The sequence below is a fragment of the Methylobacterium gnaphalii genome (genome assembly GCF_007992215.1).
GTDB lineage: Bacteria > Pseudomonadota > Alphaproteobacteria > Rhizobiales > Beijerinckiaceae > Methylobacterium > Methylobacterium gnaphalii.
The window spans coordinates 12,465-23,979 of record NZ_BJZV01000023.1 but is presented as its reverse complement, the minus strand read 5'-3'; the positions used below and the strand labels follow the sequence as shown (position 1 = coordinate 23,979).

General features: G+C 66.6%; 26 protein-coding genes. 24 read left to right on the top strand and 2 right to left on the bottom strand.

Features of this window, described 5'->3' with window-relative positions; genetic code table 11:
- Position 1 precedes the first annotated feature (1 nt).
- Both MGN01_RS17990 and MGN01_RS17985 read right to left on the bottom strand, forming a co-directional pair.
- Positions 2-601: a hypothetical protein gene (locus tag MGN01_RS17990; RefSeq protein WP_147048209.1), complete on the bottom strand. Its 600-nt coding sequence runs from the start codon at positions 599-601 to the stop codon at positions 2-4.
- A 36-nt stretch (positions 602-637) separates the two neighbouring features.
- Positions 638-901, bottom strand: coding sequence for a hypothetical protein (locus MGN01_RS17985; RefSeq protein WP_147048208.1), 264 nt, complete (start codon positions 899-901; stop codon positions 638-640).
- Between the two features lie 157 nt (positions 902-1,058).
- Between MGN01_RS17985 and MGN01_RS17980 the strand changes: the two genes are divergently transcribed.
- The 24 genes from MGN01_RS17980 to MGN01_RS17870 all read left to right on the top strand — a co-directional run bounded on the left by MGN01_RS17980 (position 1,059) and on the right by MGN01_RS17870 (position 11,473).
- Positions 1,059-1,766, top strand: coding sequence for a LexA family protein (locus tag MGN01_RS17980; protein WP_147048207.1), 708 nt, complete (start codon positions 1,059-1,061; stop codon positions 1,764-1,766).
- An 89-nt stretch (positions 1,767-1,855) separates the two neighbouring features.
- The gene (locus MGN01_RS17975) at positions 1,856-2,416 is read left to right on the top strand and encodes a hypothetical protein (RefSeq protein WP_147048206.1); all 561 of its coding nucleotides are present in this window, start codon (positions 1,856-1,858) and stop codon (positions 2,414-2,416) included.
- A 1-nt stretch (position 2,417) separates the two neighbouring features.
- Entirely contained in the window at positions 2,418-2,657 is a 240-nt protein-coding gene (locus tag MGN01_RS17970; protein WP_147048205.1) for a hypothetical protein, read from the top strand.
- A complete protein-coding gene (locus MGN01_RS17965; RefSeq protein ID WP_147048204.1) occupies positions 2,654-3,280 on the top strand; it encodes a hypothetical protein in 627 nt (208 codons plus the stop codon). The genes MGN01_RS17970 and MGN01_RS17965 overlap by 4 nt, the downstream gene beginning before the upstream one ends.
- A gap of 3 nt (positions 3,281-3,283) precedes the next feature.
- Entirely contained in the window at positions 3,284-3,541 is a 258-nt protein-coding gene (locus tag MGN01_RS17960) for a hypothetical protein (RefSeq protein WP_147048203.1), read from the top strand.
- Between the two features lie 3 nt (positions 3,542-3,544).
- A complete protein-coding gene (dnaN, locus tag MGN01_RS17955; protein WP_147048202.1) occupies positions 3,545-4,711 on the top strand; it encodes a DNA polymerase III subunit beta in 1,167 nt (388 codons plus the stop codon).
- Between the two features lie 50 nt (positions 4,712-4,761).
- Positions 4,762-5,211: a hypothetical protein gene (locus MGN01_RS17950; RefSeq protein ID WP_147048201.1), complete on the top strand. Its 450-nt coding sequence runs from the start codon at positions 4,762-4,764 to the stop codon at positions 5,209-5,211.
- A complete protein-coding gene (locus MGN01_RS17945) occupies positions 5,208-5,438 on the top strand; it encodes a hypothetical protein (RefSeq protein ID WP_147048200.1) in 231 nt (76 codons plus the stop codon). The genes MGN01_RS17950 and MGN01_RS17945 overlap by 4 nt, the downstream gene beginning before the upstream one ends.
- On the top strand, positions 5,435-5,713 hold the full coding sequence (locus MGN01_RS17940; protein ID WP_147048199.1) for a DUF2312 domain-containing protein: 279 nt from the start codon (positions 5,435-5,437) through the stop codon (positions 5,711-5,713). The genes MGN01_RS17945 and MGN01_RS17940 overlap by 4 nt, the downstream gene beginning before the upstream one ends.
- Before the next feature lie 45 nt (positions 5,714-5,758).
- Complete coding sequence (gene ssb / locus MGN01_RS17935; RefSeq protein WP_147048198.1) at positions 5,759-6,235, top strand: single-stranded DNA-binding protein; 477 nt, start codon at positions 5,759-5,761, stop codon at positions 6,233-6,235.
- A gap of 7 nt (positions 6,236-6,242) precedes the next feature.
- Positions 6,243-6,542, top strand: a complete 300-nt coding sequence (locus MGN01_RS17930) for a hypothetical protein (protein WP_147048197.1) — start codon at positions 6,243-6,245, stop codon at positions 6,540-6,542.
- A 57-nt stretch (positions 6,543-6,599) separates the two neighbouring features.
- Entirely contained in the window at positions 6,600-6,812 is a 213-nt protein-coding gene (locus MGN01_RS17925) for a hypothetical protein (RefSeq protein WP_147048196.1), read from the top strand.
- Complete coding sequence (locus MGN01_RS17920) at positions 6,809-7,039, top strand: hypothetical protein (protein ID WP_147048195.1); 231 nt, start codon at positions 6,809-6,811, stop codon at positions 7,037-7,039. Before MGN01_RS17925 ends, MGN01_RS17920 begins: the two co-directional genes overlap by 4 nt.
- A 3-nt stretch (positions 7,040-7,042) precedes the next feature.
- Positions 7,043-7,333 (top strand): hypothetical protein, encoded by a 291-nt coding sequence (locus MGN01_RS17915; RefSeq protein ID WP_147048194.1) that lies wholly within the window; start codon positions 7,043-7,045, stop codon positions 7,331-7,333.
- Positions 7,334-7,347: 14 nt separating this feature from the next.
- Positions 7,348-7,968, top strand: coding sequence for a hypothetical protein (locus MGN01_RS17910; RefSeq protein WP_147048193.1), 621 nt, complete (start codon positions 7,348-7,350; stop codon positions 7,966-7,968).
- Positions 7,965-8,441 carry an ASCH domain-containing protein gene (locus MGN01_RS17905; RefSeq protein WP_210246083.1) on the top strand — a complete coding sequence of 159 codons (477 nt, stop codon included), beginning with the start codon at positions 7,965-7,967 and terminating at the stop codon, positions 8,439-8,441. Before MGN01_RS17910 ends, MGN01_RS17905 begins: the two co-directional genes overlap by 4 nt.
- Before the next feature lie 9 nt (positions 8,442-8,450).
- Positions 8,451-8,942 (top strand): hypothetical protein, encoded by a 492-nt coding sequence (locus MGN01_RS17900; RefSeq protein ID WP_147048192.1) that lies wholly within the window; start codon positions 8,451-8,453, stop codon positions 8,940-8,942.
- Positions 8,943-8,983: 41 nt separating this feature from the next.
- The gene (locus MGN01_RS17895; RefSeq protein ID WP_147048191.1) at positions 8,984-9,340 is read left to right on the top strand and encodes a hypothetical protein; all 357 of its coding nucleotides are present in this window, start codon (positions 8,984-8,986) and stop codon (positions 9,338-9,340) included.
- Positions 9,341-9,385: 45 nt separating this feature from the next.
- Positions 9,386-9,820 carry a hypothetical protein gene (locus tag MGN01_RS17890; protein ID WP_147048190.1) on the top strand — a complete coding sequence of 145 codons (435 nt, stop codon included), beginning with the start codon at positions 9,386-9,388 and terminating at the stop codon, positions 9,818-9,820.
- Complete coding sequence (locus MGN01_RS17885) at positions 9,817-10,311, top strand: HD domain-containing protein (RefSeq protein ID WP_147048189.1); 495 nt, start codon at positions 9,817-9,819, stop codon at positions 10,309-10,311. The genes MGN01_RS17890 and MGN01_RS17885 overlap by 4 nt, the downstream gene beginning before the upstream one ends.
- Positions 10,312-10,315: 4 nt before the next feature.
- Entirely contained in the window at positions 10,316-10,489 is a 174-nt protein-coding gene (locus MGN01_RS23680; protein ID WP_170246057.1) for a hypothetical protein, read from the top strand.
- On the top strand, positions 10,417-10,899 hold the full coding sequence (locus MGN01_RS17880) for a DUF4031 domain-containing protein (RefSeq protein WP_373319187.1): 483 nt from the start codon (positions 10,417-10,419) through the stop codon (positions 10,897-10,899). The genes MGN01_RS23680 and MGN01_RS17880 overlap by 73 nt, the downstream gene beginning before the upstream one ends.
- Before the next feature lie 56 nt (positions 10,900-10,955).
- A complete protein-coding gene (locus MGN01_RS17875; protein ID WP_147048187.1) occupies positions 10,956-11,252 on the top strand; it encodes a hypothetical protein in 297 nt (98 codons plus the stop codon).
- Entirely contained in the window at positions 11,252-11,473 is a 222-nt protein-coding gene (locus tag MGN01_RS17870; RefSeq protein ID WP_147048186.1) for a hypothetical protein, read from the top strand. Before MGN01_RS17875 ends, MGN01_RS17870 begins: the two co-directional genes overlap by 1 nt.
- Positions 11,474-11,515: the final 42 nt, after the last annotated feature.

Here is an 11,515-nt window from a genome sequence, read left to right as displayed (position 1 = left end):
ATCAGGCCTGCGCGCAGAGAAGCCCGGCGCCACCTCCGAGAGCGGAGGGCTCGGGCACGATGCGACGGGTGGTGAGGCCGTCGGAGACGATGCGAACCGACGGATAGAAGCGGTCGCAATGCTCGTAGAGGTCGGCGAGGTGGTGCGTGTTCGCCGTGAGATCGGAGAGCGGAGCGTCGCCGTAGGGCAGCGGAGAACGGGAGCGCAGACCATCCACGAAGATGGCGCGCATGCCGGGGTCCCGAGCGAGCCGCGCCGGGTCGATCGAGCCGATCGGGCCGCTCGACACCACGACCGCAACGCGGGCCGTGGGGACAGGAGGGGCCTCCGTCTCTGCGGCCGCGTGCTCGGCAACGGCGGCAGCCTCGGCATCAGAGAGAGCGCGGGCGTCGCCCCTGTTGCGGGCGATCTGCAGGATGCGGTTCACTTCCTTGACCGCCCCGCGCACGGCGTAGGCGATCTGAACCCGCTCCGTTCCGAGTGCCCGCAGGTTCAAGACGCGGGTCATGAGGCGGTCGCTGATCGTGACCGCGCGAGCCTTCGACAGGGCGCGTTTTTTCACGCGCACGGGATCGCGCGCCGAATTCGACGTGACGGGCATCGGAACCTCAGGCGGTGACGGAGTGAGCGGCGGGCGCTAAGAGTCGTTGTCGGCTTGGCCGTCCGGAGGTGCGGTGGCCGGACGCGTGACCTGGCTCGGCCACTCGACCTCCGGAGGCCAGTGCGACGAGAACCAGGCGAGCCCGTCCTCAAGCCCGTCCGAGGACATGCGCTTGCCCTGGCGCAGACCCTTGATCCGGTGCCCGGCGCCGAAAACGACGGTGGACACCCGGTTCTCGGATCGGCCGACGGCGCGGCAGTAGACCTCGGAAACGAGGATGACTTGCTGTTTCAGTCTCATCGTGCCGCAACGGTGCGGCAAATTTGGTCGCTCGTCAAGCCGGCATGCGGTTAAACATGCCGCACGTCCGCGCGGAAAATATGCCGCGTTCGGCTTGTGGCTTCCGTTCAGTCGCGGTAAGTTTGCCGCACGTTGAATGATTAGAACGGGTTGTGAGATGTCCGCCGAACTCAAGACGATGCTCGAGCGCATCGACGCGCGCATAAAGGAAATGCGTTCCTCGGATCGCGAGATTTCGGAGGCCGCAACCGGCAGCCTCTACACGATCCGCAATATGCGCCGCGGCTCGGTTCCCGGTTTCGACGTCATCGCCAAGCTCGCTAACGCTCTGCAGATGTCCCCGTCGCAACTCGCTTACGGTGAGGGCAAGGCGGAGGCTCCGCGAGCGGCTAACGTCAATATCCCAATCATCGGGCGCGTGGCGGCCGGCCTTTGGCTCGAGGTCGACACCTACGTCGACGCCCCGCTCTATTCGGATATTCCGCTACCGCCCGACCCCGACTATCCCGTCGACTGGCAGTTCGCGGTCGAGGTGCAGGGGACGTCGGTCAACCGTGTCGCGCCAGATGGCGCGATCCTCGGGTGCATCAGCGTGGAGAAGTCCAGGCGCGAGCCGCGCGAGGGCGACCTCGTCATCGCCGAGCAGCGGCGCGCCGACGGGATGGAGCTGATGCGCACGGCCAAGCGCTTCCACCGGATGGCGGATGGGTTCGAGCTGCGCCCCGACTCATACGATCCGAAGTGGGAGCCGATCATCATTTACAGCGACGACCGGGCGGAGGAGGGCAGCTCGATCAAGGTCATCGGCATCGTGACGTGGATACATGCGCCGCTGCGCAGCCTCGATCGAAGCCGCACCCATTGAGACCGTCGAACCAAATTTGCCGCGTTTGCTATTGACGAGGTAAATTTGCCGCGATAGCTTCGGCCTCCTCAGACCAAGAGGGGGCCGACATGAGCCTTGTTCCAGCGGTTAAGCACGACGATCCGCGCACCCGTGCGGCACTTTTGGACTATTTGAGCGACAAGCTTCGCTCGCTCTACCCCTTCGCGGATCTGCGCGGATGGCTCGCCGGGCACCTTGCGCCCCTGGCCAATCACGAAATCGCCTTCGCCCTAAAAGGCTCTCCCGAGCTAACCGCCGGGCGCCTCGCGGACGCGCTTCTGCGCACGCTGGCTCAGTCCGATCCGAGCGCCGTGATCACGACGCTGATCGGCGAAACCCTTCCCCATCTGCCCCGCTCGCAGGTCGCCCGGCTCGCGGAGTTCACCCGAGCCGTTCGCGAAATCGCGATCCAGTGCGACGGCCAGGTCGACGAGGTGGCCTTACGCGCCGCCGGGTTCGGCGCCACCGAGGCGGCCCGCCTGATGCCGGACGCCTCGCGGATCATCGCCAGCCTGAACGAGCGCCGCGCCTCGAATGTCGAGCCGGAGCGCAACCCCGCCAAGCGGCTGATGGACGCCGGAAGCCGCGCCGCCGCGCAGCACGCCGCCCGCTTCTACGAGGCTGCCTGACATGCGCGTCGAGGCCGCCGATCACGCCAGGCGCGCGGGCGGCCTCGCCTTCGCTGCCTTCAAATACTGGCACGCCAACGTCGAGGCGACGCTGACGGTCGGCGCTGGCGCCAGACGGCAGGCCGCTTCCGCCGTGGAGATCCTCTGCAAGCTGGCGATCGACGGCCACCCGAAGATTCAGGAACGCGCCGACAGCGCGGCCCGCAAGCACGTCCTCACACTGACAGGGGCCGCCGTATGACGTGGATTCCGAACTGCAACGGCCAGCCGATCGACCTCGTCAATCCGAGCCTCGATCAGGTCGACTTCGTCGCGATGGCGCACGCTCTCGCTAATCTCAACCGCTACGTCGGCGCCGGCTATCAGCAAGTTTCCGTTGGCCTGCACGTCCTGATCGGGCTCGACTTCTGCCCCGAGCCGCTCAAGCCGTACTGGCTTCTGCACGACGGGCACGAGGAGCGCCTTGGGGAGATTGCGACGCCGGTCCTGCAAGCTCTGCAGAACACGGCGCGGGAAGTCTTCAATGAGACCGCCGCCATTGTGATCAAGCGGGCGGTCGCGGAGTTCAAGCTCCGGCACGATCGGGTCATTCACGAGGCAGCCGGCCTGCGACTGCCGTCTGCTGACGAGCGCCGGCAGATCGCCGAGATCGATGTGCTCTGTCTGGCGATCGAGCATCGCGACTTCCATCGGCCGAGCGCCCGGAAGTGGAAGCACGAGATCGACGGCGTGCAGCCCGGCCGTAGCATCCGCCGCTGGCAATCGCCCGACAAGATCGCAGAGCAGATCATCGCCCGGTTTGAGCGCTACCTGCCGGCCCTGCGCGGCGAGGCGCACGCCAGCCTTCCGTTTGAGGGAGCGTGAGACATGCGCAGCACCGCCCTCGCGGCCTTTACGGCCGGTCAGCTTAGCGACGAGCTGAAAGCTCGCGGCGAGCGAGCCTCGTGCCCTTTCCCCTGCCACGAGGGCCAGGAACGCGCGCTCGACGCCAGAGCCCTTGAACACGCGCGCGCCCTACTCGCTGCAGGCGACCTCACTGAGGCGGCCATTTGGCTTGGGCGCGCCCACCCACACCTCACGCGCCTGCCCGATCTCGTCGAGCGCGCCCTCCGATCGAAAGCCTGAGCCATGCCGACGACAAACCAGCCCGACGGCTTTGCGCTGTCGATCGAGCGCGCTCCGCTGCTCGCAGCGCTCAAACGCACCCTCAAGGCCGTCGAGCGCCGGAACACGATCCCGATCCTGTCGAACGCACTCCTGCGAGCGGACGGGGACACCCTGACGGTGACAGGGACCGACCTCGACATTGAAGTCACCGCAAGGGTTCCGGCCGCCGTGAGCGGCGGAGGCGCGCTCACCGTGCCGCTCACGCCGCTCGAGGCGATCGTCAGCAAATTCGAAGCGAATAATACCGTTTCGCTCAACTATGACGAGAAGACAGGGCGGCTCGTCGTCAAGTCCGGTCGGTCCAAGTTCCAGTTTGGCACCCTGCCGGCGAGCGACTTCCCCGAGCTGACCGGAGCGCATCACGGCGAGCCGGGCGCCTTCCGGCTGACGCTAGCCGGGAAGGTCCTGGCGGACATGATCAGCCGGTGCGCCTTCGCGATCTCGAACGAGGAAACCCGCTACTATCTGAATGGGATCTATACCCACGTCGTCACGATCGACGGCGAGCCAACGCTGCGCTTCGTCGCCACGACCGGGCACCAGCTCGCGCGGATCGACTCCACGCACGCGCAGGGCCTCGACCCGCTGATGCCGGGCATCATCATCCCGCGCAAGGCCGTGGCGATTTTCGGCGCCCTCGGAGCCGATACCGGCGACGGCGACGTCGAGCTGATCGTCACGCGCTCGAAGATCCGCGCGAGTGCCGGCACGACATCGATCGTCTCGAAGCTGATCGACGGGACGTTCCCCGACTATCAGCGCGTGATCCCCACGCAGTTTCAGAATGAGGCGCGCGCCCCGACCCTGGCGCTGATCGAGGCGCTCGGGCGCGTCGCGACCCTGTCCGGAGAGAAAGTCCGGGGCGTGAAACTGCAGTTCAGCGAGAACCTGCTCGGCATCACCCTCCGCAATCACGACATCGAGAGTGAAGCTAGCGACGAACTCGATATTGAGTTTGAGGGCACGCCCTTCGAGATCGGCTTCAATTCCCGATACCTCGCCGAGATCCTCGATCACTCGGGCAGCGACGTCACGACGCTGCACCTCGGCGCCGACAACACGGCCCCGATCGTCATCGGCGATCGACTGGCGGAAGGCCTCTACGTCCTGATGCCCCTGCGGATCTGAGCCACCCGGCCGAACCGCCCTCCCCGCTCCGCTCACTTCCGAGGCTCGCCATGCGCCGGCTGATCACGATCTTTCAGGACATTCTTGCGCGCGATCAGGCGAAGGCCGGTCACGGGATCTACATCGCCAGCAAAACCGTACACGCGCCTCGCTGGCGCGGCGTGCGCGCCGGCGGCGTGCCGATCATCTCGACCTGGATCGATGAGGCCGGCGCTGGCGAAACGGCATGCTTCAGAGACCTGTGGCGGCGATGCGTTGCGGAGGCCGCCCGGTCGGGCGCCCTGATCGTCTACCGAGAACCCGGCGAGGTCCTGAAAGGGGCCTTTGTCGAGGTCGGCGCGGCCCTCGCCAGTCAGGTCCCCGTTTTCGCCGTCGGCTGCCGTGACCTGAGCTTTGGGCACCATGCCCTCGTAACGCACTGCGACACGATCGAGCGCGCTTTTAACGCCGCAATCGGCCGCGCCTACCTCGCCCGCTGCGCCGAGCGCGAAGCCCGATGACCCGCGATGCCGACCTCGGCGCGCGCGTCAGGATGCTTTGCGGCGCCTTCCACGCCGAGGCTGTCACGCTCTCCGCCGCGCTGCTCGACGCGATCGAGGCCGCACACGGCGTGCTGCAGCCGGTCGCCGACCACCGGAGCCCGGCGGGCATCGCTGCCGCGGTCGCCTTTCAGATCCTCGCGGACGCCATCGCTGACGCGAAACCACCGGAGCCCGTGAAGCTATGACCACAGACACCGCGGCCATCAAACACGTCAGCAGCTCGGAAGGCGTCGCCGCCGACGAGCTGAAACAGTTCATCGAGCGGATCGAGCGCCTCGAGGAGGAGAAAGCGGCCGTCTCCGGGGACATCAAAGAGGTGTTCGCCGAGCTGAAAGGCCGCGGCTTCGACGTCAAGGCCGTCCGCTCGATCCTCGCCATTCGCAAGCAGGACCACTCGGAGCGCACCGAACGGGAGGCGATCCTCGAGCTGTACCTGCAGGCGCTCGGGATGGCTGCCTGACCTTCGAACCTCAGAACCATAGAACCTTAGAAGGTCAGAACCGTCATGTACAACAAAGCAACCCTCATCGGGAACCTCGGAGCCGATCCCGAGATCCGTGCGATGCCGAGCGGCGACAAGGTCGCGACGCTACGGCTCGCAACGTCGGACACGTGGAAGGACAAGGAGACCGGCGAGCGTAAGGAACGCACCGAGTGGCATCGCGTGACGGTGTTCAATCAGAACCTCGTGCGCGTCATCGAGCAGTACGCCCACAAGGGCGATCGCCTTTTGATTGAGGGGGCGATCCGCACCCGGAAATGGACGGATCAGGCCGGCGTCGAAAAGTTCTCGACCGAGATCGTTCTCGAAAACTTCAATGGCGAAGTCCGGCTGATGACGCCCCCACAGCGGAGCGCGCCGAGCCAGGACGACTACGGCTCGACCCGCTCGCGCGAGGGTTCCGGCGAGCGCCGTCCGAGCAGCGGGGCGGGGGGCGGGGGACGGCCGCCCTACGATCTCGACGACGATATTCCGTTCTAGCCCGACCATGCGGCGCAAGCCCGCTCACCTCACAGCAGCCGGCCGGGCGCGGATCGTCTCTCAGATCGTCGCCCGCGGCCGAGCGCCGGCAGAACTGGCGCTGGAACTCGGCCTCTCGACCCAACGGGTGCGCGAGATCTGCCAACGGGAACTGTTTCGGCTCGGACGGGAGATCGGCCGAGCCTTTCCGGAGATCAGCCACCCGCTTGGGCTGTCGGGCGCCAACGGGATCGCCAGCGCCCGGCGCGCCTACCCGATGCTCCCGGCCGCCGCCAGGGCGCTGATCGTCCCCGGCAGTGACCTCTGAGGTCCGAACCTTCGGACCTCCGGACCTTAGAACCTTCAAGCTGCGAAAGGACGCCTCATGCTGCTCGTATTCGTGACCTGCGCCGGCATCCTGGCGCCCTCCCCCGGCTGCCGCGAACACCGGGTGCCGCTCGTCGTCGACGTCACGCCCGCCGGTTGCGCCGCCAAGGTGCAGGAGGCGCTCGCCGAGCGGCCTGAGGCCACTGCCGGCGACGCCGTCGCTCGGTATGGATGCGTCCGCCGCTCGCGCCTTTCCGCGGCGCAGTCATGACCTTCGATTTTCAGCGCGCCGCGCGGCTCGTCGACCAAGCTTCGTGGACAAGCGCGATGCGCCTCCCCGACCGCATGCATCTGCGCGAGGCCGCGCGGGAGCTGTCAGCCCTCCCCGCGCTCAAGGCCGAGCGCGATCAGCTTGCCGCCGAGGTGGTGGCCCTGCGCGCTCGCAAGCCCGGCCATTCGGGCGCCCTCCCCGCCGTCGTCAGCCCGTCGAGTTGCTGAGCCATGCCCCGCCAGACCGCCAATCGCGCCGAGATGCGCCGGCAGCTCGCCGCCCAGCTCGGGGTCAAGCCCGACACCCTCTATCACCGCGAGCGGCGCGCCCGGCTCGCAGCCGAGCGGATCGCCAATGCGCCGCCTGCGCCCTCCCCTTGGCTCGGCGCCAGGATTTCGCCTCCGATCGAGGCCGATCACCCGTCCCGGCAGCCTCGCATCATCATGAACGCCGGCGAGCGGCCGAGCGTCGCGCATGCGCCAAGCGAGCCATTCCGCCGCTTCCACCTGATCACCGTCTAGCCGGAGCCAGTTCGATGCGCGTGAAACCCTTCACCGGCCGGAACGGCGATCCCGTCTGCTCGATCGACGGCGCCCTTGGTCTGTTCAATCGCCGCGGCCAGCGGCCAATCCCTGGCGTCGAGATCGAGGTGATGATCACGCATCACACCCCGATCAAGTATCCGGCCGCCAACGTCGAGAAATACGTCAAGGAAGGCGAGTCCCTCGCAGGCGGCACGATCGGTGCCCTGATCGTCCAGCCCATCACAGACGATCACGTCCTCGTCGCGCACAAAGGGTTCGAGTGCGCCGGGACCATGTGCCGGACCATGGCGAGCCTTACCCAGGACGCGGAGCGCGAGCTGTATGCCCGGCACCGCATCCGCCTGTCGTGGCTCACGCCCGGCATGACGCCCGTTCGCGAGGCGAGCAACGTCAATGTCGGATGGTCTTACCGCGACGAAGCTGGAACCCTGCACATACGGAAACGCGTCGAGCCGACCCCAGGCCTTGCCTATGTCAGCCTCACGGATCTGCGCGAACACCATCGCCGGATCGCGGGCGTCCCCGATCTCGGCCAGCTCGAGCCGTGGATTTCGAACATGCTCGCGCGCCGCGGCTCACGCTCGACCGCGCAGGCGGAGGCGCGGCCATGAGGCCGCTGCGCGCGCTCTCGATCCGCCAGCCTTGGGCATGGGCGATCGTTGCCCTCGGGAAGGACATAGAAAACCGCAAATGGCGGACGCATCATCGCGGCCGCACGCTGATCCACGCAGGCAAGGGCCTCAAGTCGCAGGACCTCGAGGACTTCCTCGGCCTCGCAGAGGCCGAGCCGGCGATCATGGCGCGCCTCACGGCCGCCGGCGGCCTGCCGATGGATCACCTGCGCGAGCAGTGCGGTGGCATCGTCGGGGCTGTCGAGATCCGCGATTGCGTCACGCACTCGGACTCGCCGTGGTTCGTCGGCCGGTTCGGCTTCGTCCTGGCCAACGCCGAGCCCCTGCCCTTCCGGCCCTGCCCCGGCCAGCTCGGGTTCTTCACGCCCGCCGATGGCTCGATGCCGGCGCCCGCGCCTCGGCCCGCGATCGAACCTGAGCCCGACCTCTTCTCCCATCCGCGCCACGCCTGAGAGGCCGCCATGCCCCGCAAGATCCGTGAGATACAGCCCGCGCCCGAGGCGACGAAGAAAGCGCCGTCCGGCTTCGGAAGGGAAACTGAGCAGGAGCGCTATGAGATCGCAATGCGGGCACCGCGCTCGCGCAAGCTCCTCGATATCTTCTCGACGCTCGCCACAGGGCACCTGCCGTGGGGAGTGCGGTTTCCTTATCGGCTCACCGGCGACGGCGATCATCAGTGGCACCTCTGCTGCGGCCACTCTCTCAATTACGATCGCATGCAATCCCTCGTCGCGGCCGGCCTGCTTGAGATCAACCGCGACAGCGACCTGCAGGTCGACTTCGCCGTGATCACGCCTGCCGGGCGCCTATGGCTCAACCTGAACTGGAGCGGTCGGCCAAAGCCGCCCCGCCCGCCCAGCGAGCGGCCGATGCGCGCGCGAGACGCGAGCGAAGAGTGGTCGAGCCGCTCGCCCGTCGACGTTGACGACGAGAGCAACGCCCTCCCCTTCTGATCTCATGAGGTTCGAACGTTCGAACCTTCGGTGCTCCGAACATGCCCCGCCAGCGCGCCGTCACGCTCCCCCGTCTCACGGTCGAGGACCTCGATCGCGACGAGCTGCTGTTTCTCGCAAAGAGGAGCCTCCTCGGCCCCCGCGAGCTTTGGCTCGCCCGCTGCGAGATCCTCGCCGATCGGGCGGCCATTGCCTTCCGGGCAAGGGATGCGGCCGACTCCGCATGGGCGCGCGCTGCGGTCGAGCTGCTCGGCTCCGGAGCCAGAGGCGCCGAGTGGACCCGGCGGAACGCCGAGGTCGACCGCCTCGAGCGCATCAAGCAGCACGCGGCGGCCAAGTACCGCCGCGCCGAGAACAAGGCCCAGGCTGCCCACGCGGCCTTCATGGCCTGCCCGTAGGCGGAGGCGACCTCCGTCGAACGCAATTCAGGACACGACAGGACGATGATCGAACTATCTTATATGCCCGGCGGGAAGCTGCTCGTTTCGCCCCATGCAATCACCGCCATTCATCTTTCGCCGATCGCAACCGCCGCTGAGCCGTCAAGCTTGATCTATATGGGCGACCGCAGCTTTTGCGTCGCCGGCACGCCGGACCAAGTCAGGGCGTCCCTGTACCCGAAACCGGCTGAGAAGAATGACGAAACTGTCGCCCAATTCATAGAAGCCAATACAATCAGCGGCGGAGGCGAGACCGTAACTGTTGCTGATTTTTACGACAGTTATCGACGTTGGTGCGATGAGAACGGCCTAGACGATCTGTATCGGCGACAGCTCGTCGCAGAAATGCAGCGGCTTGGATTTCCGGTGCGGAATGGTTCCGCTCGCTTTTTTGCGGGGATCGGCCTCCGTTGCTGGAAGCGGGAGTCCAAACGATGAGCCCCGCCGAGGCCTTCGCCACGCGCGCCCATGCCGGCCAACTCGACAAGGGCGGGCGCCCCTATATCGAGCACCCGGCCCGCGTCGCCGCCCGCGCACGTCAGATCGCCGAGCGCTTGGAATATCCGAGCCATGTCGCCGACGGCTGCGAAGCGGCCGGATGGCTGCACGACACGATTGAAGACACTGGCACGACGCAAGAGGATCTTCACGCGGCCGAATTTCCCGGTGCGGTAGTGCGCGCCGTGCAGCTTCTCAGTCGGCCGGCCGGCGTGCCCTATGCCGGCTTTATTCAGGCCATCATCGATAGCGGCGACGTTGTCGCCCTGCTCGTGAAACTGGCCGACGTCGAGGACAACACGAACCCGGCCCGACCGTCGACGGCAACGCTCCCCCGCTCCCTGCATGCGCGTTATGGCAGCGCCAAGTATTCGCTGCGCAACGCCATCCGCCTAGGCGGCCGCGAGCCGCTTCACGCCGGTCAATGGTGACGACATGACCAGGATCAAGAAAAAGAAAGTCTACCTGTTCTTCCGAACGGGTCATTTTTACCCGCTTGAGCTTTGTGACGATGCCGAAGCAGCCAAGAACGCCGAATGCAATCCCGGCACGACAAAGGTCGAGACCGTCAGCGGCCGGCGCGTCTGGACTGCGACCACCACGCACTGAGCAGAAAGCGATCCATGCCCGTCTACGTCGATCAGCCCATCTTCCCATTCGGCCGAATGATGATGTGCCACCTATGGGCCGACACAGAGGCCGAGCTGCTCGCCATGGTCGACCGGATCGGCGTCGACCGGAAATGGATTCAGGGGCACCCGACCTTGTCGTTTGGCAAGCACCGGGACGCGTCGTGGGTGCATTTCGATATCGCCAAGGCCAAGCGCGCCCTGGCGATTGAGGCCGGCGCGATCGAGACCGATCGCTACGGCGCCAGCTACTTCGACGCCAAAGCGCGCGGCCGAACCAAGATGGTCGAGACGATCGAGGAGCTGCGCACGCGCGACGGCCGGTCGATCGATGGCTTTATTCGATCCACCCCGGCCGAACCGCCGGCGGCCGACTTGTTCGGCGCGTAGGGCAGCGGGGCGCTGTGCCAGTTTTACAAAACAAGGCCGCAAATATGCAAACCGATATGCAGACGCCGACGGAAGGCCCCTCCCCGATCTACACGCTTCACCTTTGGGGCGAGCCAGCAAGCGAATGCGGGATCTGCGAGGAATGGGGACCGCACCGCCATGCGGTCGGCTGGTACTGCGGCCCGGTGCAAGAGGACATCGGCGAGCCCGTCCCCGAATGGGGGCCGGACGCCATCGCCGGCGGTCGATCCGTCTGCAAGGCGTGCCATGATCGCTTTTACGGCATCGAGGCAGGCGCTCCTGCGGTGGCGTTGCAAGATGGCCAAAAGGCGATGGAGCGGGAGTCCAACTGATGAAACGATCCGAGTTCTCGCGCATCCTGCGGCACATGGAACACGTCCGCGAGGCCTCCCATGAGGCCGAAACCAGGCGGGAGGAAAAACGCCTGATCGCTGAATACAACCGCATGTCGCTCGCGATCCGACCCTACACGACGGGCGCCGAAAAACTTGAAGAGGACGCCGATCCGAGGGCGTCCGAGGGAGAGCGCGCGGCATGGGCCGCCGCTCGATAGGGCGGAGGGGCACTCCGTCGAACATAGGGAACCGGCATCCGT